This is a genomic window from Bradyrhizobium sp. USDA 4454, assembly GCF_054822705.1.
Genome location: NZ_JBTRCN010000001.1, coordinates 1015111 through 1037809, shown reverse-complemented (window position 1 = coordinate 1037809; position 22699 = coordinate 1015111). Strand labels below are relative to the sequence as shown.

Below are 22699 nucleotides of genomic sequence, written 5' to 3'. Positions count from 1 at the left end.
CAGGTGAAGCTACGCATCAATGAGTCCACGCCCTGGAGGTGTGATCAATCACCCCACGTGCATTCGAACACCCTTGGACCCGTTGAGGAGCCTCTTCAGATGAAAATTCGCCAGCGGGTCGTCGGCGTTGAGACCGACCAGTGCCGCGAAGGCTGGCACCACGTCGGTGTCATTCGCCTCCAATTTGTTAAAGGCGGTCGCGTACTGCGTCGCGGCCGGCCCATAACTCTCCGCAGCTGACAAGGGCTCGTAGGCGCGTAGCGCCTCGCTTCGTCCGCGCAGGACAAGATCTCCGATCGGCCGCCCCCTGAACTCCTGTGCCTTACACGCGATCGCGTCGCTGACGCAGATTCGCGTGCCCAATGTCTTGTTGGCCGCCTCCAGTCTGGCGGCAGTGTTAACAGTGTCCCCGTAGGCCGTGTAGTCAAAGTAACGGCCGCCGCCGAAATTGCCGACCAGCGCAGGCCCGGCGTGGACGCCTATCCGCGTGACACCGAAGTCAACGCCCCTCTGTTTCCAGCGCTCCCGAAATGTTTCGGCCCATCGATCGAGCGCCTGCGCGCAGGCGATCGCGCGAGTGGGGTAATCGATCTGGTCGCCGGGTGCATTGAACAAGACCTGAATGGCGTCACCGATCACCTTCGCCACCGTTCCCTCATAGGCGAAGACGACATCCGTCAGTCCACCGACGTATTCGTTGAGCAGATCAGTCAGCACATTCGAATCGGCCGTCTCGACGAGTGAGGTGAACCCCGTAATATCGGTGAAAATCACTGCAATGTCGCGCCAGTGGACCTGCATTTCATCGTCGCCATCCACCGCAGCAAGGCGCTTAGCGAGCTCAGGCGAGAAATATCTCGACAGCGACGCATGAGCCCGCTCCGCCTCCGCCTGTCGGCGGCGTGCTTCGCGCAAGACCTCGATGTGACGGATGGTCTTCTGGATCGTGGATTCCAGGTCGGCGAAATCGATGGGCTTGGTCAGGAAGTCGAACGCGCCGCGATTCATTGCAGTCCGTATGTTGCTCATATCGCCGTAGGCCGAGACGACAATGGCCAACTTCTTGTCCTCTCGCTCCTGCAGTTTCGCCAACAACGAAAGGCCGTCCATGCGCGGCATGTTGATGTCCAAGACCACGAGATCGACGTTCGGATGCCGCTCAATCGATTGCAGCGCCTCAAGACCGTCACGCGCGAACACGAAGCTTATCTGCCGTTCGCGAATCTGCCGGCGAAACCTCCGGAGTACGAGCGCCTCCAGATCCGGCTCGTCATCGACGACAAGAACGGTGGAGGTCATGCGGCGGCCTGTTCCAGTCTCGCCTGGATCGCCTGGCGGACCACGCCGAAGTCGATCGGCTTGGTCAACAGGGCCTGCGCGCCCCGCTCAAGGGCCGTCCTGCGCGTTTCGGCATCGCCGTACGCCGTGATCATGATCACCGGAACGTCGGGCCGCCGAGCGCGAAGCTCCGGCAGCATCTCCAGCCCGCTCATCCCGGGCATGTTGATGTCGGAGAGGATGAGGATCAGCGTTTGCTCGCCGGTATCGGAGATGCGGTTCAGGGCCTGCGCTGCCGAACCGGCAAAGTCCATCGCAAAGCGCCGGGCGCGAAGCTCGCGTCGAAATTGCTGGCGAAACAGGACCTCCAGATCGGGTTCGTCATCCACGACAAGGACCAGTACAGTCATAGTCAACCCCCGATGCTGTGAGAAAGACCGATGTTGCGCGGCAGCAGGATGGTGAACTCGGTGAATTCGCCGGGCTCGGTCTCGACATCGATCCTGCCGCCATGTTGCTTCACGATGATGTCGTGGCTCATGGACAGTCCGAGGCCCGTTCCCTCGCCCGGCGGCTTGGTCGTGAAGAACGGATTGAACATCTTCTCCTTCACCTTGGGCGGAATACCGACGCCATTGTCGCGGACGCGGATTTCGACGTAATCGCCGCGATCATGCGTGACGACGTAGAGCGCGGGTTCAAATCCGGGATCACCGTCGTCACAGCGCTTGGCGACGGCATAGAAGCCATTGGAGATGACGTTCAGCAGCACCCGCGTGATCTCCTGCGGGAAGACGTCGGCGATCCCGGTGTTCGGATCGAACTCGCGCCTGAGGGTGACGTTGAACTGTGGTCTCTCGGTGCGCGCGCCATGATAGGCAAGATTGAGGCTCTCTTCGACCAGCGCATTGACGTCGGCAGGCCGGTGCTCGCCGCCGCCACCACGCGAATGCAGGAGCATGTTCTTGACGATGGAGTCGGCGCGTTTGCCGTGCTGCACGATCTTCTGAAGATTGTCCGTTAGCAGCCCGCTCAGTTCATCGACTTCGCTGCGGATGTCGTCCGGGAGCATGACCGGAGCGAGAACCTCGTTCAATTCGCCGGTCAGTTCGACCGAGAGTGCGGCGAAATTGTTGACGAAGTTGAGCGGGTTCTTGATCTCGTGCGCAATGCCGGCAGTAAGTTGACCGAGCGAAATGAGCTTTTCGGTCTGCACCAGGCGGTCCTGGGCCGCGCGTAGATCGTCGAGGGATCCGGCAAGCTCCTTCGTACGAGCCTCTACTTCTTCGAACAACCGCGCGTTCTCGATCGCGATCACGGCCTGATCGGCGAATGTCTTGAGAAGGTTGATCTGGCTGTCAGTGAAGGTTCCGGGTTCGACGCGCGAAACGCCGATCGTACCGATCGCCACGCCTTTTCGGAGCATGGGCACGACCACGATGCTTCGATATCCTCTCGCGCGTGCCATGCTCTTGATCGCCGGATGGACACCCGGTTCGGTCTCGATATCGGAGCGAAATGCAATCGTCGACGTGAGTGCGACCCGGCTGTGGATCCCGGAGGACGTGAGCGGCGCAGGAAATGAGATTCGGATCTCCTCATCGCCGGCCACGCTTCCTGCCGTGCATGCCGCTAGATGAAGCATGTCGCCGACGACACGTGTCACGAGCGCCGTTTGGCCGGCAAGCAACCGCCTCGCGCTTTCGGAGATGACGTCGAATACCGGCTGCACGTCAGTTGGTGAACTGGCGATAACATTGAGGATTCCTGCCGTGACGGTCTGCCGCTCTAACGCGATCGCGAGTTCGCCCTGCAGGCGGGCATTCTCGGCTACTCCGCTCTGCAGTCGTTGTTCGAGCTCCTCGACCCTGTTCCTCAGGTCGGCATCCATGTGTTGATCATCACTTCCGGGTTCGGCGCTCAAACCCCGATCGCGACTAGGCCAATCCCAGGCCGCCATCGATGGCAACCACCTGGCCGGTGATCCATTCCGAGGCTGAGCCGGAAAGCCGGACAATCCATTCTGCGACATCGTCCGGAACGCCGCGCCGCCCGAGCGGGATGCGCGCACGCTCCTGTTCCTTGACTGCGGCAGCCTGTTCCTGCGTCAGCCCCATCATGCCGGTGAGGGCGCCGGATTCCGTTGGCCCAGCGGCGACGGCGTTCACCCGTATGCCGAATGGCGCAAGCTCCAGCGCCCAACAACGGGTCAGGTGCTCGAGCGCCGCCTTGCTCGCTGCATAATGAGACAGTCCGGCCGCGGGCCGGTGACCAAAGGTGCTCGACACGTTGATGATGGTGCCGCGCCTTGCCTTCAGGTGCGGGAGGGCAGCGGAGGCAAGCAGGCTAGGACCGAGCACATTAACCGAGAAGATATCCATGATCCGATCGGCCGTGGTATCGGCCAATGGAAGGATTGCGCCAGCGCCGGCGTTGTTGACCAGGGCGTCTATTCTGCCCCAGAGATCCATCGCCTTGGCAATTGTGCGCCTGGCATCATCGGTCGAGGCCGCATCCGCAACGATACCCGCGATGTTCGGATGCTCGGCAATCGTGTCGTCCAGAGGACCCGCCCGGCGGCCGGTCACGAGCACCTTGTCGCCCTGGTTGGCAAGGCGGATCGCCGCCGCTCGTCCGATACCTGAAGTGCCGCCGGTCAGGACGATGACTTTTTCTTCGCTATGCATGTTGATCGCGCTCCTCTGCGGTTACTGGGCGGTCCAGCCGCCATCGACCGCGATCGCCGTTCCGGTGATCTGGTCCGCTGCGGACGAACACAGGAAGGCGACGGTGCCGCCAAGCTGCGCCGGAGAAACGAATTCGAGGGACGGTTGCTTCTCAGCCAGGAGTTTGCTGGCGGCTTCCGCCCGGCTCATACCTGTTTGCGCGGCGATGTCGTCGATCTGTTTGTCGACCAGGGACGTTCGCACCCACCCCGGACAGACCGCATTGCACGTCACCCCGCTCCCAGCCGCCTCCAAGCCGACCACTTTGGTCAAACCGATCAGCCCGTGCTTGGCCGCGACGTAGGCGGCCTTGTGTGTTGAAGCGACGAGACCATGTGTGGAGGCAATGTTGACGATCCGTCCCCAGCACTGCTTTCTCATCTGAGGCACCGCGGCGGCAATACCGTGGAACGCGGCCGACAGATTGATCGCCAGGATTGCGTTCCACTTGGCGGCTGGAAACTCGTCTACCGGCGCAGTGAACTGGATGCCGGCATTGTTCACGAGGATGTCGAGCCGGCCGAATTTTTCGGCCGTCGCATGGATCAATCCGCGAACTGCATCCTCCTTCGACATATCGGCGCCATCGTAAACGGCACGCACGCCATACTCGCGTTCGATCCCGCTGCGGATCGCCTCGATCTCGTCGGCATCGCCCAAGCCGTTCAACACGATGTCAGCGCGGAGCCTGGCAAGCTCCCTGGCAATGCCGAGCCCAATGCCGCTGGTCGATCCGGTGACGACGGCCACCCTGCCTTTCAACACAACAATTCCTTTCGATGATAGTTGGATACAAGCTCAATCGCGACGATGTATGGCTGACGATGCTCGGCGGCCCAGTGGTCGCGAAGTATTGAGCTAGGGCGTGAACTCTTTGAGCACCCACCCTTGCTCGGATTTGACTCAACGCACGGTCAGTAGTCCCAGAAGGCCGGCACCCAACGAAACGCGTCGCCTGCGACCGCGACATGACCGACCGACGGGAACGGCATGTGCGTGGCCACCAGCAGTTCGCGGTTCGCCGCCAGTTCGCGCAAAAGTTCGATCCGGACGCGAGCGGCTTCCTCGGGATCGTGCTCGAAGCCATTGTGCCAATCCGGGTGCTCGAATCCGACGGTGAAGACGAGGTCGCCGGCGAATGTCAGCCGGTCGCCGCCGGATGCCACGCGAACCACGCTGTGTCCGGGAGTGTGGCCACCGGTGCGGCGGACTACGACGCCCGGCGCAACTTCGTGCTCATCGTCGAACGTCCGCAGCTGGTTGTGGTACTCGTTCGCGAACCGCTTGGCGGTGGCCCGAAGCGCGTCCGGGAATCCCGGCGGCATGGAGACGCGGGAGAAATCGGGCGCCTCCCAGAATTTGACCTCCGCGGCCGCCACGTGAATCCGCAGGTCCGGACGCAGCCGGTCCTTCACGCCCTCGACCAGCAAGCCGCCGACATGGTCCATGTGCATGTGGGTCAGCACCACGTCGGTCACGGATGCCAGATCGATGCCGGCGCCTTCCAGTCGCTTGACCAACTGCCCAGCCCGCGGCAGGTGCAGATCCGGGTCCAGTCCGAGACCCGCGTCGATCAAAATGGTCTGCGCGCCGCTGCGCACCACGACCACGTTCAGTGCCCAGTCGAACGCGTCCGGCGGCAGGAACATGTCGTCCAGCCAGGCGGCGCGGACGGCCGGGTCGGCGTTGTGCGCCAGCATCTTGGACGGCAGCGGCAGCACGCCGTCGCTGATCACCATAACATCGATGTCGCCGATTTTCAGCGCGTAGCGCGATGGTACCAATTCGTCGGGCTTCGATCTAACGGAGCGTGCGGCAGTGTCTAAGCTCATGGTTGTCTCCTGTTGAGTATTGCGGATCATCCGATCCATCTTCGAGAAGTTCGGCCCTCGATCCTGGGCGCGGGTCGTGCTTCCCGCGCGGAAAGCGCGGTCAATGCTCGTGAGGCGTTCAGAGATCAGTGACACGCTCCGGATCAGCGGACGCAAGAGCAGCGGCACGCTCGGCCCGCGGCGGATAGATCCAGACGGTATTGATCTCCTTCTTGGTCTTCTTGGCTTCGTCGCCAACCATCTCGACCTTGCGCTCCCAGCCGCGCGTGAACAGCGCACCGGCTTCTCCTAAGTCAAGACAAGTGACGTAAGCCTTCTGGCGGTACGGTTTGGTAGGGACGCTGAGCAGCTCGGCGGCCGCATTGTTGCCGGCGAAGGCGCCCATCCGCGTGGCGTGTTGGCACGACATCAACGCGTAGTTGCCAACCTCGTCACATGCCGCTCTCGCCGCATCGCCGGTCGCAAAGACCCCAGGCACCGACAGCACGCGCAAGTCGGGATCGACGAGCAGGCGCCCAAAGTTGTCGCGCTCAGCGGGAATCTGCGCGGTTAGCGGAGCGGCACGCATGCCGGCCGCCCAGATCACGGTCCCGCTATCAATATGCTCGCCGCTGGAAAGCGTGACGCCGGACTTGTCGAGCGAGGTAACGCCAACGCCAAGCCGGGTCTCGACCCCCAACTTGCGGAGCGCGGCTTCGATGATAGGGCGAGGACCTTCGCCCATGTCGGGGGCGATCGCACTGTTTCGCTCGACGATGATGACACGTGGATTGGCATCCTTGCCAAGGATCTCACGAAGCCGCCCGGGCATCTCGGTCGCGACTTCGATGCCGGTAAATCCGCCACCGGCCACGACAACCGTGTCGCGCATCTGTGATACCGGCCACCCCACCAAGTGACGCAAATGCCGGTCGAGGGCGATCGCGTCGTCGAGCTGGTCGACGCTAAAGCCGTGTTCAGCGAGTCCGGGGATGCTGGGACGGAACAGCCGGCTGCCAGTGGCGACAATCAATCGGTCATAGGCGAGTCTCTGCTTCGCACCCTTGGCCGCAACGATGTCTACCACCTGGGACTTGGCATCGATCGACTCGGCGCTGCCTTTCACATAGGTAACGTCAACGGCCTTCAGCACATCCCGGAGCGAAGCTGTCAGGGTCTCCGGTTTCGGCTCATAGAGCCGCGGTCGAACCACCAGCGTCGGCTCCGGTGAAACCAACGCAATTTCGAACGCCTCGGGCGAAACGCCCTGGATGTCGCGCAGCCGGGCCGCAGAGAGAGCGGCATACATGCCGGCGAATCCGGCGCCGATGATCACGAGTCGCATTTGATTACTCCTTGGGTTTGACTCTCTTCGATGAAGGCGCCGAGCTACGCGCTCACGAATTTGAGCAAATCGGCGTTGATGATGTCGGGATGCGTCGTGCACAGACCGTGCGGTAGCAGGTCGTAGATTTTCAGAGTGCTTCGTTTCAGAAGCTTCGCCGACAAGATTGCGGAATCGTCAACGGGCACGATCTGATCGTCGCCGCCATGCAGGACGAGCGTGGGCACGTCGATGTTCTTCAGATCTTCGGTAAAGTCGGTTTCCGAGAAGGCCTTGATGCCATCGTACTGCGCCTTGGCGCTGCCCATCATTGCTTGGCGCCACCAATTCCAGATCACCGCCTGGGACGCCTGCGCACCTGGGCGATTGTAGCCATAGAACGGGCCACTCGCGAATTCGAGATAGAACTGTGCCCTGTTCGCTGCGAGCTGTTTGCGCAATCCGTCAAGCACCTCAATGGGCACGCCCGCCGGATTGGCTTCAGTCTTCAACATCAAGGGAGGCACGGCCCCGATCAGGACCAGTTTGGCCACCCGGTTCCTGCCGTGGCGAGCGACGTAGCGCGCGGCTTCGCCTCCGCCCGTGGAATGACCAACGTGAATGGCATTGCGAAGATCGAGATGCTCGACGACAGTCGCAACGTCGGCTGCATAGTGGTCCATGTCATGGCCCTCGCTCACTTGACTCGAGCGGCCATGACCTCGTCGGTCATGAGCGATGACGCGATAGCCTTTTCCGACGAAGAAAAGCATCTGCGCGTCCCAGTCGTCGGCACTGAGCGGCCAACCGTGATGAAAGACGATCGGCTGGGCGGACCTCGCCCCCCAGTCCCTGTAGAATATCTGTACGCCGTCCTTGGTCGTGACTGAGGTCATGGGATCGCTTCCTTGTGCGGGCGACGTCGAATGGTCCCTTTCCTTGCCAATCGCCGAAGACGGGCGAACGGTCAGCGATGTCGCGTAGATGAGCGTGCTCGCCAGCAAGTTTCGACGCGACGTGAGGCCGCTGAAGAGTTTTTTGGAAATCATCTGTTCGTCTCCGTGTCGTCAGATTTCTTTACGGGTTGTCTAGGTGATCTCGGGGACTACTGCCCAAGAGCGATTGCGCCGATTCCAGCGCGATTGCGGCTAACGCATGCTGCGCCGCCAATCGGTCGGTGTTTCGCCGGTCAAACGTTTGAATGCCGCGGCGAACGCGGTCTGAGAGCCGTACCCGAGAGCTTCCGCGACCGCGACGACCGATGCGTCGGTGTCGCGCAGCATCTCCATGGCCTGCTCGAGCCGTCGCTGGCGCAGCCAGGCATGGGGCGAGAGGCCTGTGCTCTCCTTGAAGGCACGACAAAAATGGAAACGCGAAAGGCCGGCCTCCGAAGCGAGCGCTCCGAGAGAAACGTCCGCGTCGCTATCGGAGCGCAAGCGCTCGATAGCGCGGCGCAGGACATTCGGCGAGAGACCACCCAGAGTTGGCCGGACCGTGATCGACGAGCCGGCATGTGCTGCCAAGAGGCGCGTCGCCAGCAGGTCCATCAATTGCTGCCTGAACAACGCATCCAGCGCCGCGTGCCCTTCCAGAGCATCCACCGCACTCATCAGCAACCTGGATGTAACGGGATCGGGGTGCACTGTCCGCTCCAGAAGGTCGCCGGGCGCGGCCACGTCGGCTTCGCCGGCAGCGCGCGAGAGTGTTGCGTGCGGAAGGTAGAGTTGAAGGACATGCATCGGCCGGTGAATGTCCCACCGAGAGGTCGAACCAGCCGGAATGAGCGTTATGACGCCGGGACGTGCCGTTCCGATTGCAACTGATCTTCCGGTACGCCGCTCGAGCCGTTGCACGCCGGTCGGATAGGTCATGATGACGTGATCGAGCATCGGCTTGACGATGTCGTGTACAGGCTCGTGCTTCCAGTATGCGATCGTGCCGCTGGACGGTTCCAAAGCGACGCGAAAGGGCTTGGTCCTGAGCACCCGTGCCATCTCTTCATTGGCGGGGCGCCGCTCGCCGATCGGCGGGTCACTCCTATGCGTCTGCGTCACGCCGGGCGCGTTATCCAGGGGGGCGCGCAAGATGGGCCTGCTCATGAACTCCCGCTCGCATTGGGGAAGGGCGTTCATTCCGCGCCTCTGCGGATGCGCCGCTTCCCTTGTGCTGCGATCATGGTGGCGAGCGCTGTATGAGGGTATCGTGCAGCGGGTCTGGTCGCGCTGGTTCAGCGGATAGATCGACCTATACCTCGGAATAGATGCTCCCCGTCACGGGCGCAATTCCCTGTTAAAGCAGCCGCTCATTGTGGAGATTGGCGTAGTTGGCGAATGGCTCGACAACGTTTGAATCGGGACCGGCAGCCACCGGCACGGGAAGCGTGAAACGAAAATGTGCGCCGCCATTCGAGCGATTCGCGCCCCAAATGCTGCCGCCGTGGGCACTGATGATCGAATGGCAGATCGCGAGGCCGATGCCAATTCCGGCATCCTTGGTGCTGAAGAAGCTGTCGAAGATGCGCGTGAGGTTTGCGTCGGCGATGCCAGGCCCATTGTCGAAGATGGAAAGGCCGACCGAGCCGTCTTCGCCGACCGAAGTTTGGACGTCAATCCGGCGAATTGGTTGACCGGACTGCACAATGGCCTGGACGCTGTTGACGAGCAGATTGATGATCACCTGTTGCAGCTGAATGCGGTCGCCCAGCACCTGGGGAAGCCCGGATGCGAAGGTCGTAGACAAGGCAATTGATTTTGAATCAATGTCGTGGCGAATGAATAACAGCGCTTCTCTTGCGACCTCATTGAGATCCATGAGGCGCTTCTCCGGCTCATGCTTCGCCGCCATACCCCGGATGCGATTGATGATCTCACTCGCGCGCCGCGCGTTCGTCACGATTCGAGACGTGAGCTGGGTAACCTTTTCGATGTTTTGATCAGTGCGCGCCAGCCACCTCAAACTTGTCTCGCCATTGGTCACGATGGCCGCAAGCGGCTGGTTGATTTCATGCGCGATCGAAGTTGCCAACTCTCCGAGAGTCGCGATGCGGCCCGCATGCGCGAAATCGGCTTGAAGCTTCCGAAGTTGCCGCTCTGCGTTCAAGCGCTCACTGATGTCCTGGATTGTGATTAAGGTGTTGTCGAGTTGCTCGGGGGGCACAGGATATGTGACCGTGAACAGGACATCGATGAGCGAACCGTCGAATGCACGGATCCTGGTCTCTTCTATGAGATTGCGTCGGCCTTCAAAGTGAGCGACCATGACCCGCTCAGCGAGCCCCGGGGCGGCACCAAACAGGTATCGAACGGGCTTGATCAAGTCGGCGAGAGTATGGGCTCGAAACAGCGAGACCGCATCGCGATTGACGTCGGTCACGCGAACGACGTCCTTGGCATGCTCGACTAGGTCGGGATTTCGGCTCAAATAGGAGGCAATATCGCGGATGCCCTTGGCCTTCAGTTCGTCGAAGACCTCGCCCGCGCGTCGTGAATCGACTTGCCAGAGAGCCGTCGGCAGGTACTGAATGAGCTTGCGATACCGATCCTCGCTCGCCTGCAGCTCCCAGGACGTGCGGTCATCATCAATCGCGGCGTTGATCGTCACGAGCACGGTGCCCGGCGGCTTCGGCTCGGCAGAATGCCAGGCCCGGATGATGGGGTTGCGTATAGCGCCGCTCAGGACCATTCTGCGGGTCTCGAGGCGCGAGCGGTCCATGGCAACGTTTTCGATTAGTCCGGCCAGGATTGAGCGGCTTTCAGCCGGCCAGAACGTACCGATCGACTGACCGATCATCTGCTCGTGCCCTGCATGTGCCCCGAACATGCGCACCGCGCGATCATTGGCGGCCAGAATTCGAGTTGCGGTAAGCAGTGCGTTGACCCAGTCGGGATGCTGATCAAGATCGATAGCGGCTCCGCGGCGCCTGTGCTCCGCGATTGCATCAAGCAGGGGTCGGGCCGGCGAGGCATCGAGCTCCCAAGCAGCGGCCAGAGATCCCTGCAACTCGGCATCCATGCGCAGGTATGCTCCTTCGGTGAGCGGTCCCGCATTTTGGCCAAACTCAACGATGTCAAGGACGGCACCGGTTGCGTCTCGCCGCACCACTTGCCGCACGGCGACCGCAACCTCGACTCCGGTCAGGCTACGCCGAAAGACGATGCCTTCCCATCGACCTTCGCGGAGCAGTATGTCGATGTGGTCGATACCGGAGTGGCCGAGCGAGCCGATCTCTGCCACGTGTCGACCGACCATCGCCATGGAAGGCCAGCCGTACAGGACTTCCGATGCGGCATTCCAGTACTGGATGACACCGTGCAGGTTGCTGACGATGATGCTTTCGGACACAAGGTCGGCCAGTTCCGTGCCGGGAGCAGAGGCAACGAGATTCGGCTGGCTGCCTTGCGATACCTGTCGGACGAGATTAGTCATCTGATGGTGGATCCCGTCGCTCGTGGCGTCGCGAGCGGCCTGCGCAGTTCATTGCGTTCTGCAGGAGATGAAACAGCACCTCATCATTGACCGGCTTCGTCAGGCAGGCATAGGCACCGCCCCTCAGCGCGCGCGCCTCTGTCGCCGGGCTTGTGTCCGCGGTGATGAAAATGACCGGCATTGACGAGCCCAGCTCTCGTAATCGCTCCTGTAGTTCGAGCCCGCTCCGGCCGGGCATGCTCACATCGGTGATCAGGCAATCGAAGCGGCCCGGCACAAATTCGGCCATGAACGCCTCCGCCCGATCAAAGGAGCGACACGCAACGTCCAGGACCAGGAGGAGATCGCAAAGAGCCTCTCGTACAGCTTGGTCGTCATCTACGATGGCAACTAGGGGCGTTTTGGACAAACAGATGACTCTCGCTGGCATGGCCCGACGACCATCTGCCCATTGCTGATCGGGTTGTACCTATTCCTTGGTGTAGGATGGGCTACCTCCCGCGAAGTTCCGCAGGAAGTGCTTCCCAAATCCGGATCAAGTCTCCGACGGACGTTGCTTGCAACTTTCTCGTCGCGTTGCCGCGATGCAGCTTCACAGTGATCTCGCTGATGCCGAGATCAAAGGCGATCTGCTTGTTGAGGCGGCCCCTTGCTACCTCACCCAGGACTTCACGTTCGCGCGGTGTCAGCGTTGCGAAGCGGGCGGCGTGTTGCGTGATGCGTCTGGCTGCGGCTCTTTGCGAGACATCCTTCTCGATCGCCGCCGCGACGGCGTCGAGGAGCGTCTGGTCTCTGACTGGCTTCGTCAGGAAGTCGACGGCTCCCGCCTTCATTGCCTGGACGGTCATGGCGATATCGCCATGACCTGTGAGGAAAATGATCGGCCTCGTGTTGCCGTTCAATGCCAGACGCTGTTGCAGATCCAGCCCGCTTGCTCCGGGCATGCGAACATCGAGAATCAGGCAGCCGGGCCGCTCCGGAAGATCGGCACGCAACAATTCCTGCGTCGAGCCAAAGCAGCACGCGTCGATGCCGACCGACAGCAAAAGCTCCCGAAGCGCCGACCGGATCTCCTCGTCGTCGTCCACGATCAAAACAAGTGGGCGGTCTGCAGTGTTGGTATTGAGAGTCATAGGTAAGCGCGTTACGTGCGATGAAGGCTGCGAGCCCGTGGATACGGTTGCCCTGAGCATTTGCGTGGCCTCCTGATCGCTTCTGCCCCGCGGTCTTTCGCTGCTTCTTCGCAGATGCCCGTAAGGTCCATGTCATGACACGACCGTCACGGTCACTTGGCTTCTACGGCGTGTTTCTAGGGCTTGCAGGGCGCCCGCGTCTTTCCCAAAGCCGTCATGTCTTGCCTCATTCCGTGCCAAACGAGGACCATGCGACCGCGAGTCACGGAATCACGTGTGCTTGCGAATAATGGCGACCCGCGCTCCGGATTCCACCCCCAGTTCCTGGCGGCAGTTGATTGGATCGACCGCATTGAAATTGCTTCCGAATCCGTTGCGACTTTCGCGACGATTGCCCTCACGAAAAGTTGCGCATCGCCGGGTGGCCGTGGACAGCCGCTTGCCTATTTCCGATAATGCACCGCAAAATTCGCAGGGCGATCAGCGCCTGCGGTCTAACCTTCCGGATCAACTTAAATGGCACAGGCCGGCGTCTACGGATCGAGGCTCGGACGACCCCTACAGGCGAAGAATGCACCTTCGCTGATTGCGCGTACGCTGCGCAGCGCCGAGCTGGCGGTGACCGAAACCCGAAACGACGACCCGGTGCCGAGCCTTTCCGGTTCGCTGCCTGCCGAGGACGCTTACCTCGTCAGCCTCAAATTTCGTGATTATCCGGACTGCGAGTGCTGGGAGCGGGGCCGATGTGTCATCAAGACGAATGTCCACGGCGGCTCGACCTATCTCTACGATCTGAAGCGCGATCCGCGCTATGTCATCGACAAGCCATTTCACTCCCTCTTTTTCTATCTTCCGCGCTCAGCCCTTGACGACATTGCGAGGCAGGCCGGCGCACCGCGCATTGGCGAGCTCGCCTATGAGCCTGGTATAGGCCACGACGACACGGTCGTCCGTAACCTCGGTGCGTCGCTCTTGGAAGCTTTGCGTCGAGCGGACGAGACCAACCAGCTTTTCGTCGACCACATGTTGCACGCACTTACTGCGCACGTCGCTCAAACCTACGGTGGCCTTCGGCGTAGCGCCAAGCCGATCCGCGGCGGCCTTGCTCCGTGGCAGTTAGACCGTGCTTGCGATAGGCTCGAGGCCGATCTCGCCGGAAAGACTCCTCTACGGCAGATCGCAGCCGAGTTTGATCTTTCCGTCGATCATTTCTCGCGGGCGTTCCGAATCTCCACTGGTCTGCCGCCGCATCGATGGCTGCTTCGCCAGCGAGTGAAGACGGCGCAGCAGCTGATGACCGTCCGCGATCTGCCGCTGTCCGAGGTGGCAAAATCGGCCGGGTTTGCCAATCAGAGCCACTTTACCAAGGTTTTTTCGACCATAGTTGGCGTCAGCCCGGGAGCCTGGCGGCGAGAAGTGCGTGGCTCGTCGAACAGCGAGACCTGATCCTGATTACCTTATTGCGGCGCATCCCACGCATCGTCAAACCGACACTCGTGATGGCGATCGCCCCAGCAGCACCCTTTTCGTGACGTGTTTTCCTGACCATCGCGAGCGACATGCGCGTTCTACGCAGTACAGTGGTGAAGCGACCTTTCCTAAAACAGGCACGTTTTATCTGATCCTGCTGCGCGCGCGGCATCGATACCGACAAGAGCGCGCGTCCAGAGTGGCAGCTTTTGCCGGATAGCATTTGCCGCTGGGCAGCGCGTGAAGTCCGAGACGTACGATAAGTCGTTGAGAACGCAAGTCATCGAAATTGGCATATCTATTGCTGGCAGCCCGAATATTTGAAATGACAGTGGAGTCTAAGCGTGGGCATCGGAAGCATAGCCGGCGGAAACGCCGTGAGCTGGCCTTCTTCGGTCCGCCAAACCAATTCTGTTTCGACAGCCGGTTCAAAAGGCGACGGTTCGAAGCTCGCGCTCGGCATGAGCGCCGATGCGCCTTACGACGCGATTAAGGTCAATCTACGAAACGGCATGTCCGTCGGAGTCTACAGCTTCGGCGGAACAGGACTCGATAGCGAAACCCTCAAGACGATCGAGGATTTCGTACAGAGATTGGCGAGCCAGGATATCCCCGGACATCAGGCATCCACCACGGATAAGCCAAGCGCAAGTTCAGGCGGCGATGAGGCATCAGACGTCGCCGGGTTGGATAATATCCACGTGGATCTTCCGAACGGGATTTCGTTCGAGGTGCGACACTCCTCCGCTGGTCAAACGACAGACAGCGCCGCTGTCATGAAGGAGCTCACAGATGCCGCGGAGGAACTGGCGGAGGTCTTTGCAAGATATTCGCCGGCTTCGACCGCGGCCTCTGCCTATGCAACCAACCAGGCAGCGTCACTTGGCCGCGCAAATCAATTCGACACGCGGACTTGAGAACGACTTGTTGGTGCCCGCTTCGTGCTCCTCCCCGAGCGCAGCGGGCTTTACGTGAACGGATCCTTGCGTGCTAACGGGCGTAGGAAATTACCAAACGCCTGTCGGCGCGCGTTGCGTCCCGGCGTGCGGGTACCGGGTCCAAGGCGAAAATTGCTATTTATCTGCCGAGAGCCGTTCGCGCCCATGCGCCGCGCTAAAATCACGCAGAGGGCCCGCAGGGACGATACCCGTGGGATTGATGGAGCGATGGCTCTGATAGTAGTGACGCTTGATGTGCTCAAAGTTCACGGTCGATGCGATTCCTGGCCATTGATAAACGTCACGGACGTACGCGGAGAGGTTTGAATAGTCGGCAACAGATCGAATGTTGCACTTGAAATGGCCGAAATAGACGGCATCAAACCTGATCAGCGTTGTGAAGAGCCGGATGTCCGCCTCGGTCAAACGATCGTCGAAAAGGAAGCGGTTATCCGCCAGACGCTCTTCGAGCCAATCTAGTGTCTCGAACAGCGGAACGACGGCATCATCGTAGGCAGCTTGTGTAGTAGCAAATCCGGCCTTGTAGACACCATTGTTGAGCGTGTCATAGACCCGGGCATTCACGGCATCGATCTCGTCTCGAATCTCGCTAGGATAGAAGTCGCCCGATCTCGCACCGAGGTGATCGAACGCGAAATTCATCATGCGAACGATTTCGGACGATTCGTTGCTAACGATAGCGCCCTGTTGCTTGTCCCACAGCACTGGCACAGTTGCCCGACCAGTATAGTGGCTGTTGGCCATCGTGTAGATCTGATGCAGATATTCCGCGCCGTTAACATGGTCGGGTATCACTCCCGGACCGTTCGCGAAACTCCAGCCGCGCTCGGCCATCAGCCAATGCACAATGGATACGGATATCTTGTCTTCGAGGCCCTTGAGCACTCGCATGATCAGAGTTCGATGGGCCCAGGGACAAGCAAGACTGACATAAAGGTGATATCGACCCACTTCAGCCCTGAACCCGCCAACACCGCTCGGACCAGGGCTTCCGTCGGCCGTAATCCAGTTGCGGAAAACTGCGTCCTTGCGGACAAAGAAGCCGCCGGTCGCGTCGGTGTTATACCAGGTGTCACGCCATTCACCTTCAACCAATAGTCCCATACCGTCCTCCTGGCGTGATCAGCTCGCGGGTTCATCTCTGGTAAGACCGAGAGACAAGAGTTTTATCGCTGGTGCGGCCAGAAAGACCACAGGCGACATCGCAGCCCACGAAATCAGCCATGATGAGAACCAATTCCAAAGGAAATGGCCCGTCGCCAGCGATGGAATGCTCGCAATACCGGCAGCGACGAGGGACGTGATACCGGACTGTATGACCCCAAACACGAAATGGCTATGACGACGCGGGATAGGAAGCATGACGAATTTGGGGAGCCGTCGTCCAACGTCTCTACGTCAACCAAACCGTGTTCTCGTAACCCTTACGAAACATCTTCGAGTATGGACACACCCACTTGGTCTCTCTAATCAGTTCGTGAGCGATCGCGGGATCGCCAAAGACAAGCCCAAATTCTAATGCTTCTTGAAGCGCTCGATGCGCTCGCCGGGCGGATGACCAGGCCAATTTATTACGCCATTTTGCATCGCCGGCGAGGCAAAAAGCTGTTCAGCGTATTCGGACACCCTCGGGCAGTCCTTCCACATCCAATTGTAACCAAGAAAGAGAAGCCGGAAGAGACTTACACCCCAGAAGATATCGGCTAGGGTAAATCCATCGGGCATCAACCACTCGTTTTTGCTTTCCAATCTTCGATCCAGTTGCACGATAGTGCTGTGCGTTGCCTCGATAATCCTCCGCATATTGGCCGACTGCGATATGAATTGACGCCCCGCTTCTTCCTTTATGATCTTCTGCCTGTAAGCCTCGCGAAGAAGGGAGTCCGCCGGCAGGCCCTCTAAACGCTTGCGCACCAGTTCGATCTTCTTGTTATGAGCACCCCGCATTCCCGCACGGATCTCTTCAGGCCGATCGTCGCCATCGGGATTCGCGCCATAGAACAAGCCAGCATGTGGTATTGCGTCGACAATTGCTATTTCACTCCAAACCCTGTTTTGCCACTGCAGCGGCACCAACGCCCCTCCACTCAAGATGTCGAGATAGGCCGCAATCAGCCGCGAATCCGCAACGACTGTTCCCTTTTCATGATCGACGAGCGTGGGTACCGCCAACGGGTCGAAGCCCTCGTTCTCAACGCTTGAACTTCCGGAATAGCCGTTCACAAACGGCCGGCTGCGCGCAATAGCAGACGCCATGCGAAGCTTCACGTATTCGGCCGAATAGTTTTCGCTGAACGGAGGCATGATGACCAGTTCGCTGCTGGCAAATGGAACGCCAATCTGGAATAGCGCCCCGCGAATCTTCTGAGAGCAGATCGACATGGTGAAGTGAAACAGCTCGAGCCGTGGGCTCGGTTCCTGTCGGTCTCTCGGCTTCGGACGTACGCTACCACTGGAAACGATGGCCCTCCGCTCAGGATTCCCGATTGCAGCGTTCCTCGCTTGCTCGGCCAAAATACTGGTCGACGTTTCGAAATCAGTGGTCATCGCGTTCCCTGGATGTTCGAGCCTTGTCCACGCACTTACCCACCCAAACTAGCTGCGGACTGCCCGACCTGAAGCCGTCTTTCTTCGAACCATGCGTTCAACGTGTCGGACGATGTTTTCTCCCAAATAAGGAGGGGGGATCATCGCGGTGATCGTTCCAATCTGTGGAACGATGCGTCCGAGATCGCGCAGCTTCCCGCTGAGCCTGTGCTGCATTTACGTCCAGACGGTCGTCAGCTGCGAAATGAATCCTCTTGGAGCGGCTGACTTAGTACCAACTCTGGAGCAAAAGAATGACCCGCCTCTTGGTGATTGAAGCCAGCCCACGCTTCGAGCATTCGACTTCCCGCACGTTGACCGCGCAATTTGTCGAGAAATGGACCCGCCTCCATCCCAATGCTTCCGTTCTCACACGCGACCTTACGCGCTCGAATCTACAGTTCGTTGACCTTCCGTGGATTGGCGCCGCTTTCACCCCACCCGAGACGCATTCGCCCGAAGTTGCTGCTGCCCTGACGACCTCCGATATCCTCATCGAAGAACTCAAGTCCGCTGACCACATCGTCATCGGCACACCAATGTACAATTTTTCGATTCCCGCCCTCCTCAAAGCGTACATTGATCAGATCGTGCGTGTCGGTGTTACAGTCTCAACCACCTACGAAGGCATGCTGAAGGGCAAGCAAGCCACCGTGATCCTTACGACTGGCGGCGATTTCTCTCCCGGAGCTCCATTCGCGTCAGCCAACGTGGCAAGCTCTTATCTCAAACAAATTCTCGGATTCGTCGGCATCACCGACGTCAACATTGTTCTTGCCGTCAAGACTCTCGCAATCGATCAAGGCGAGACAACCCTTGGTGATTTTGCGAGCCGGTTCGATGCCGAACTCTCGGCGGCAGCTGCATAGGACGGGACCAGTCAGAGTCTCGCACCGTTGCTGGACCGGATAGAAAGCGCAGCTCCGTTCAACAATATAGACGATGTGTTCGGCTGCAGGTGTCTTTTCAACGAGCACAAAACACCACGAACATTGATTGGAATATTGAGCAATTCAACAGCGTGTCGGCAGCGGCAAATCAATCAACCGGAGGCCACCGCGAGTCGCGATGTTTGCGGATCAAGTTCGTCAGGCAAGCCATCGCCCGGCGGCGTTTCGATTCCGAACCAGGCAGGAAGTTCTTGTAACATGGGAGCACCAACGCAATGAACGCCCAGATCACCGAGAAAGATAGATTTGAACAGACACCGTATAGTATGTGGCTGCAGACGGAGATTCTGCACACGCTGCAAAGGACGGTGAGCGATTATCCAGGAGAGTACTCGTTCATCGTCAACTGTCAGGTAATGGAGCTCTATTGGGCTCTCATTGTCCGAGAACTTCAGGCCGCTCAAAGCAGCCTGAGACAGAATGACCTTGCGAAGGCCCAGCAAGCGCTGCGCCGAGTGGTCGATGCACATGAACCACTCAATGCCACGTGGCGTTCTCTATCGTGGCTGACCCCGTCCGATCTGCTTCCGATGCTGGGCGCGGCTGGAGCGACATTAGGCCGCGACACTGCTCTCCAGGGTTGGACCTACCGCCACATGGTCTATCTGTTCGGAATCAAACAAGCGGAACATTTGGAGCACTTTAAGCCGCAGCCGCGCAGATGGCAGCAACTGAATGAGGCCCTTAACGCTCCGAGCGTCTACGACGACGTGTTGGCATTCCTGCATCGTGAAAAGCTTCCCATCCCTCGAGCTCAGTTTGAGCGTGATTTCGCTCAGCCGTACAAGCCTAGCCCCGAGGTCGAGCGCGCTTGGCAAATTGGGTACGATGAGCGACCCGAGATCAAGAACTTGGGTGAGACACTTGCCGATATTGCCGAGGAGTTCACGACCTGGAAGTATCGCCACCTGATGCTGACCCGACGCACCCTGGGATCTCGCAAGGCCTACTTCGGCGTCTCCGGAATTGAGTGGCTGACGCCGACTCTCGAAGAGATTCCATTCCCGGAACTCTTTTCTGCGCGGACGTTCATCGGTGATCCTCCAGCGGGCTGCCCCGTGGGCAAAGCCAAGGAGTAACCTTTCGCGACCGCCTGAGTTTAGGGGAGGCAGTCCTGACGGCCGCTTCCCTTCAGGCCGAGCGGATCGGCGTTCCTGCAATGGCTCCTTGGTTCTTGCACAGAACCGATAGCAGGCACGGAGTGAGTGAATGCTCATTTGGGCACGCCAAATCAAGGCCGCGCGTTGTCTTGTGGGGTGGCAGCAGTTTCAATTGGCCGTTGCAGCCGGCGTCGGAATTGCAACCATTCGCCGGATTGAGAGAATGACGGGTGCTATCAACGCCCAGTTCGAGACGGTCAAAAAGATCCGCCGGGCGCTCGAAGGCGCTGGCGTTGAATTTATCGGAGAGCCTAAGCCCGGCCTCTGCGTTCGACCCAAGTAATTGGGCAATCGCTTGTTGGTTACGCAGAGACATCGATTGTCGGCCAGCGGTCAGCCGGATCTAACTAGTTGCATTGTTGCAGTTGAGCTCGGTGACCAGCCTCTGGAACTGCACCGCGGCATTAATGACATCGCGATCCCTTCCTCTACGGCCCACGATCTGCAGGCCAGCCGGCAAGGCACCGGCCCTTCGCGGCAAGGGCAGAGTCACGGCAGGATATCCAACGAGGTTGAATGGCGCCGTGTAGGTCATGAGCGCTTTACGGATGTCACCGCTCCACGCTCCAATCCGAACATCGTCCGCTCCGATCAGGGGTGCAGTACAGGGGCACGTAGGCAAAATCAGAAGCTCGATTTGCTCAAAAAGGGATGCAATCTTCGACGAGAACCGCCGCCTTGCCTCCTGAGCTCTTGCAAAATCGTCGATGCTAAGCATGCGCGCCCGCTCGAGCCTGGCAACCGTCTCTCTACCGTAGCTTTGGCGAATTAGCTCTGAGGAACTGTGCGAAAAATGTACCATACCTCCCTCGGCCAGCACCAGGTTGGCAAAGATCGAGTAGGCCTCATCTAGGCGCGTCTCGACCTCCATGAGGTTGTGATCATGACGCAACCTTTCAACGACTGTCGAAAGGTCGCTCGAAATGGCCGCGTCGACTGGAACATCGCTTGGCACCTTAAGCACGCCAATCATTCGCTTCATGTTGGCGTTGCGGCAGGAATCATCTGGCGTTACGTTCATCCCCAGAGCACCGGCCAGGACGATAAGATCCTCAGCCGTTTGGCAAATGAGTCCCACATGGTCGAGCGTTGGAGCGAGTGGAAATACTCCATCGGGTGAGAGAACGCCGTACGTCGGTTTTAGTCCAACTACCCCGCAAAGGGCGGCCGGGATTCGAACCGAGCCTCCGGTATCCGTGCCGATAGCGGCCGGAACCACTCCGTAAGCAACTGCTGCGGCCGAACCACCGCTCGATCCTCCTGGAATTCGTGCTGAATCGCTCGGATTGAGCGTATTGCCAAAAGCCTCGCTCGATGTGGTCACGCCCCAGGCAAATTCGTGTGTGGTCGTCTTTCCAAGGATGATTGCACCGGCATTCCGCAGATCACGCACCACTCGGGCGTCGGCTCTCGGCACGTTACCGATGTAGGCGGCCGATCCGTACCGGGTCTCAATACCAGCGCTATCGATGATATCCTTGACGACAATCGGAATACCCTCAAGAGCTCTTGCCGAACCTGCTGCGTATCGCCAGTCGCTCTCGGTTGCGACAGCCAACACGCTTTCATCGATCGCCGCAAAGGCATTCAACTCAGCTGCGCAACGTTTGGCCTTTTCAAGTGCTACCTGCACAAGTTGACGCGATGTTGTTGCGCCCGACTGAAGCTCAACTAGCATCTCGGCCACGGATGGCGACGTCATCCTGGCTCACCACAGGCTTCGTAACAGGGCTTCAAGTTTTCGATCAGCGTCTTCTCCAAGATCGGCGACTTCGCTCTGATAATTCGCTCGCAGGAGATCAGTGATCTCCGGAAGCGCCGATAACCCCATATCAAATGATCGCAGCCGATTCGGTAGCCCGAGGTGCGCCACAAGACTCTCTATTCTGGTGGCGAGTGCCGGCCCTGGATTAGGTTCTCCTGGCGAATTGAACACCCGAAGCTTATTGCCATACCGCGCTTCACAATTTCGGATGACGGGCCCAAGCGTTATGCATGACGTGACGCTATGCGGAAATCCAAACGTCCCACCCAAGATATGTCCGATTCGATGACTGAGCCCGTAGACGACGGATGCCGGATAGAAATAGCATTGCCACGCGGCCAGCTGCAGCTGAAGCAAAGCGTCGAGATGAACCGCTCCTCGTTGAACGGCCTCGCCGGTTTCCAGATCGGTTGGCCACTGCTCCAATACGCCAAAACACCTGCCTGCGCCTGCCGCGGCCATGATCGCGTGTGGGTGGTCGACGTCGACTAGTCGCATGCCTTCGATGGCATGATCCAGCCCCTTGACGGCAGACGACAAGAGCAACGCCCGGGGTGTGTTGATGAGCAAGCTGGGATCCATCAGCACAATCTTCGGAACTGTTTCGCGCTCGGCGTAGCTTCTCTTGAATGGCCGCGCCCCTGACGTTTCGGTGACACCGAAATAGTGAGAGAATTCGGATCCGGAGAGAGTGGTCGGCAGAGCGACTATCGGAAGATGGCGCCCCTGACGAAGCGAATGAAAATGCGAAACGGCCTTAGCGGCATCCAAAACCGAGCCGCCTCCATAGGCGATGATTGAGCGGGCGCCCGCCAGGATGCACCGATCAAGCGCACCTTCGATCGCTGTATCGGGCGCATGAGGCGGAAAATCGGAGATAATTCCAGAGACGTCGTGAAGATGCGGAAGAATGACCCGATCGGTTGAGCGCAGCAGCGGCTCAACCGTAAAAATCATCGGCCGCTCCAGGCCGTCGTCAGCCAGTTCCCGAAGGGCAGCATCGACGATCCCCAACCCCCACCGCAGGGTTTCCTGCGGTAAGCACCGCAGGACCCCCCCGCTGATTACACGTTCGGAGCGAGAAGGGGCTGCCTTCAGCACGCTGCCACTCC

Annotated in this window: 22 protein-coding genes; 4 read left to right on the top strand and 18 right to left on the bottom strand. The window is 59.5% G+C overall.

The features are described 5' to 3' along the window. Window positions 1-48: 48 nt before the first annotated feature. The 12 genes from ACVIW0_RS04780 to ACVIW0_RS04725 form a co-directional block, all read right to left on the bottom strand. Window positions 49-1299 (bottom strand): adenylate/guanylate cyclase domain-containing protein, encoded by a 1251-nt coding sequence (locus ACVIW0_RS04780; RefSeq protein WP_461351287.1) that lies wholly within the window; start codon window positions 1297-1299, stop codon window positions 49-51. Beyond that, complete coding sequence (locus ACVIW0_RS04775) at window positions 1296-1688, bottom strand: response regulator (RefSeq protein WP_461351286.1); 393 nt, start codon at window positions 1686-1688, stop codon at window positions 1296-1298. Before ACVIW0_RS04775 ends, ACVIW0_RS04780 begins: the two co-directional genes overlap by 4 nt. Window positions 1689-1690: 2 nt before the next feature. Further along, the gene (locus tag ACVIW0_RS04770; RefSeq protein ID WP_461351285.1) at window positions 1691-3202 is read right to left on the bottom strand and encodes a GAF domain-containing sensor histidine kinase; all 1512 of its coding nucleotides are present in this window, start codon (window positions 3200-3202) and stop codon (window positions 1691-1693) included. Window positions 3203-3215: 13 nt separating this feature from the next. After that, window positions 3216-3965, bottom strand: coding sequence for an SDR family NAD(P)-dependent oxidoreductase (locus ACVIW0_RS04765; protein WP_461351284.1), 750 nt, complete (start codon window positions 3963-3965; stop codon window positions 3216-3218). A gap of 21 nt (window positions 3966-3986) precedes the next feature. Beyond that, complete coding sequence (locus ACVIW0_RS04760) at window positions 3987-4769, bottom strand: 3-hydroxybutyrate dehydrogenase (RefSeq protein ID WP_461351283.1); 783 nt, start codon at window positions 4767-4769, stop codon at window positions 3987-3989. 149 nt (window positions 4770-4918) lie between these two features. After that, window positions 4919-5875, bottom strand: a complete 957-nt coding sequence (locus ACVIW0_RS04755; protein ID WP_461357242.1) for an MBL fold metallo-hydrolase — start codon at window positions 5873-5875, stop codon at window positions 4919-4921. Between the two features lie 79 nt (window positions 5876-5954). Beyond that, window positions 5955-7160, bottom strand: a complete 1206-nt coding sequence (locus tag ACVIW0_RS04750; RefSeq protein WP_461351282.1) for an NAD(P)/FAD-dependent oxidoreductase — start codon at window positions 7158-7160, stop codon at window positions 5955-5957. A gap of 44 nt (window positions 7161-7204) precedes the next feature. Further along, on the bottom strand, window positions 7205-8035 hold the full coding sequence (locus ACVIW0_RS04745) for an alpha/beta fold hydrolase (RefSeq protein ID WP_461357241.1): 831 nt from the start codon (window positions 8033-8035) through the stop codon (window positions 7205-7207). A 252-nt stretch (window positions 8036-8287) separates the two neighbouring features. Further along, on the bottom strand, window positions 8288-9271 hold the full coding sequence (locus ACVIW0_RS04740; RefSeq protein WP_461351281.1) for a helix-turn-helix transcriptional regulator: 984 nt from the start codon (window positions 9269-9271) through the stop codon (window positions 8288-8290). Between the two features lie 157 nt (window positions 9272-9428). After that, complete coding sequence (locus ACVIW0_RS04735) at window positions 9429-11564, bottom strand: PAS domain-containing sensor histidine kinase (protein ID WP_461351280.1); 2136 nt, start codon at window positions 11562-11564, stop codon at window positions 9429-9431. Next, entirely contained in the window at window positions 11557-11994 is a 438-nt protein-coding gene (locus tag ACVIW0_RS04730) for a response regulator transcription factor (RefSeq protein WP_461351279.1), read from the bottom strand. The genes ACVIW0_RS04735 and ACVIW0_RS04730 overlap by 8 nt, the downstream gene beginning before the upstream one ends. Before the next feature lie 61 nt (window positions 11995-12055). Then, window positions 12056-12697: a response regulator transcription factor gene (locus ACVIW0_RS04725; RefSeq protein WP_141340810.1), complete on the bottom strand. Its 642-nt coding sequence runs from the start codon at window positions 12695-12697 to the stop codon at window positions 12056-12058. A gap of 516 nt (window positions 12698-13213) precedes the next feature. Here ACVIW0_RS04725 and ACVIW0_RS04720 point away from each other — a divergent pair. Together ACVIW0_RS04720 and ACVIW0_RS04715 are read left to right on the top strand one after the other, a co-directional pair. After that, entirely contained in the window at window positions 13214-14143 is a 930-nt protein-coding gene (locus ACVIW0_RS04720) for a helix-turn-helix domain-containing protein (protein WP_461351278.1), read from the top strand. A 368-nt stretch (window positions 14144-14511) separates the two neighbouring features. Continuing rightward, window positions 14512-15084, top strand: coding sequence for a hypothetical protein (locus tag ACVIW0_RS04715; protein ID WP_461351277.1), 573 nt, complete (start codon window positions 14512-14514; stop codon window positions 15082-15084). Between the two features lie 156 nt (window positions 15085-15240). Here the strand turns inward: ACVIW0_RS04715 and ACVIW0_RS04710 are convergent, their stop codons facing one another. The 3 genes from ACVIW0_RS04710 to ACVIW0_RS04700 all read right to left on the bottom strand — a co-directional run bounded on the left by ACVIW0_RS04710 (window position 15241) and on the right by ACVIW0_RS04700 (window position 17673). Continuing rightward, window positions 15241-16230: a glutathione S-transferase family protein gene (locus ACVIW0_RS04710; protein ID WP_461351276.1), complete on the bottom strand. Its 990-nt coding sequence runs from the start codon at window positions 16228-16230 to the stop codon at window positions 15241-15243. A gap of 18 nt (window positions 16231-16248) precedes the next feature. Further along, on the bottom strand, window positions 16249-16488 hold the full coding sequence (locus ACVIW0_RS04705; protein WP_461351275.1) for a DUF2798 domain-containing protein: 240 nt from the start codon (window positions 16486-16488) through the stop codon (window positions 16249-16251). Between the two features lie 153 nt (window positions 16489-16641). Further along, entirely contained in the window at window positions 16642-17673 is a 1032-nt protein-coding gene (locus ACVIW0_RS04700; RefSeq protein ID WP_461351274.1) for a glutathione S-transferase family protein, read from the bottom strand. Between the two features lie 293 nt (window positions 17674-17966). On the opposite strand from ACVIW0_RS04700, the gene ACVIW0_RS04695 reads away from it, so the two are divergent. Together ACVIW0_RS04695 and ACVIW0_RS04690 are read left to right on the top strand one after the other, a co-directional pair. Next, complete coding sequence (locus ACVIW0_RS04695) at window positions 17967-18581, top strand: FMN-dependent NADH-azoreductase (protein WP_461351273.1); 615 nt, start codon at window positions 17967-17969, stop codon at window positions 18579-18581. Window positions 18582-18877: 296 nt separating this feature from the next. Beyond that, entirely contained in the window at window positions 18878-19741 is an 864-nt protein-coding gene (locus ACVIW0_RS04690; RefSeq protein ID WP_461351272.1) for a tryptophan 2,3-dioxygenase, read from the top strand. A gap of 52 nt (window positions 19742-19793) precedes the next feature. On the opposite strand, the gene ACVIW0_RS04685 is transcribed toward ACVIW0_RS04690, so the two are convergent. The 3 genes from ACVIW0_RS04685 to ACVIW0_RS04675 are packed head-to-tail and all read right to left on the bottom strand — an operon-like array spanning window position 19794 to window position 22688. Beyond that, on the bottom strand, window positions 19794-20138 hold the full coding sequence (locus ACVIW0_RS04685) for a hypothetical protein (RefSeq protein WP_461351271.1): 345 nt from the start codon (window positions 20136-20138) through the stop codon (window positions 19794-19796). Window positions 20139-20165: 27 nt separating this feature from the next. Further along, the gene (locus ACVIW0_RS04680; protein WP_461351270.1) at window positions 20166-21524 is read right to left on the bottom strand and encodes an amidase; all 1359 of its coding nucleotides are present in this window, start codon (window positions 21522-21524) and stop codon (window positions 20166-20168) included. Between the two features lie 6 nt (window positions 21525-21530). Continuing rightward, complete coding sequence (locus tag ACVIW0_RS04675; RefSeq protein WP_461351269.1) at window positions 21531-22688, bottom strand: iron-containing alcohol dehydrogenase; 1158 nt, start codon at window positions 22686-22688, stop codon at window positions 21531-21533. Between the last annotated feature and the right edge of the window lie 11 nt (window positions 22689-22699).

Bases quoted from the DNA above. Each gene is read 5' to 3' on its own strand.
- ACVIW0_RS04780 (WP_461351287.1), bottom strand. From the start codon at position 1,299: ATGACCTCCACCGTTCTTGTCGTCGATGACGAGCCGGATCTGGAGGCG.
- ACVIW0_RS04775 (WP_461351286.1), bottom strand. From the start codon at position 1,688: ATGACTGTACTGGTCCTTGTCGTGGATGACGAACCCGATCTGGAGGTC.
- ACVIW0_RS04765 (WP_461351284.1), bottom strand. From the start codon at position 3,965: ATGCATAGCGAAGAAAAAGTCATCGTCCTGACCGGCGGCACTTCAGGT.
- ACVIW0_RS04755 (WP_461357242.1), bottom strand. From the start codon at position 5,875: ATGGATCGGATGATCCGCAATACTCAACAGGAGACAACCATGAGCTTA.
- ACVIW0_RS04750 (WP_461351282.1), bottom strand. From the start codon at position 7,160: ATGCGACTCGTGATCATCGGCGCCGGATTCGCCGGCATGTATGCCGCT.
- ACVIW0_RS04745 (WP_461357241.1), bottom strand. From the start codon at position 8,035: ATGACCTCAGTCACGACCAAGGACGGCGTACAGATATTCTACAGGGAC.
- ACVIW0_RS04740 (WP_461351281.1), bottom strand. From the start codon at position 9,271: ATGAACGCCCTTCCCCAATGCGAGCGGGAGTTCATGAGCAGGCCCATC.
- ACVIW0_RS04735 (WP_461351280.1), bottom strand. From the start codon at position 11,564: ATGACTAATCTCGTCCGACAGGTATCGCAAGGCAGCCAGCCGAATCTC.
- ACVIW0_RS04730 (WP_461351279.1), bottom strand. From the start codon at position 11,994: ATGCCAGCGAGAGTCATCTGTTTGTCCAAAACGCCCCTAGTTGCCATC.
- ACVIW0_RS04725 (WP_141340810.1), bottom strand. From the start codon at position 12,697: ATGACTCTCAATACCAACACTGCAGACCGCCCACTTGTTTTGATCGTG.
- ACVIW0_RS04720 (WP_461351278.1), top strand. From the start codon at position 13,214: ATGGCACAGGCCGGCGTCTACGGATCGAGGCTCGGACGACCCCTACAG.
- ACVIW0_RS04710 (WP_461351276.1), bottom strand. From the start codon at position 16,230: ATGGGACTATTGGTTGAAGGTGAATGGCGTGACACCTGGTATAACACC.
- ACVIW0_RS04705 (WP_461351275.1), bottom strand. From the start codon at position 16,488: ATGCTTCCTATCCCGCGTCGTCATAGCCATTTCGTGTTTGGGGTCATA.
- ACVIW0_RS04700 (WP_461351274.1), bottom strand. From the start codon at position 17,673: ATGACCACTGATTTCGAAACGTCGACCAGTATTTTGGCCGAGCAAGCG.
- ACVIW0_RS04695 (WP_461351273.1), top strand. From the start codon at position 17,967: ATGACCCGCCTCTTGGTGATTGAAGCCAGCCCACGCTTCGAGCATTCG.
- ACVIW0_RS04690 (WP_461351272.1), top strand. From the start codon at position 18,878: ATGAACGCCCAGATCACCGAGAAAGATAGATTTGAACAGACACCGTAT.
- ACVIW0_RS04685 (WP_461351271.1), bottom strand. From the start codon at position 20,138: ATGTCTCTGCGTAACCAACAAGCGATTGCCCAATTACTTGGGTCGAAC.
- ACVIW0_RS04680 (WP_461351270.1), bottom strand. From the start codon at position 21,524: ATGACGTCGCCATCCGTGGCCGAGATGCTAGTTGAGCTTCAGTCGGGC.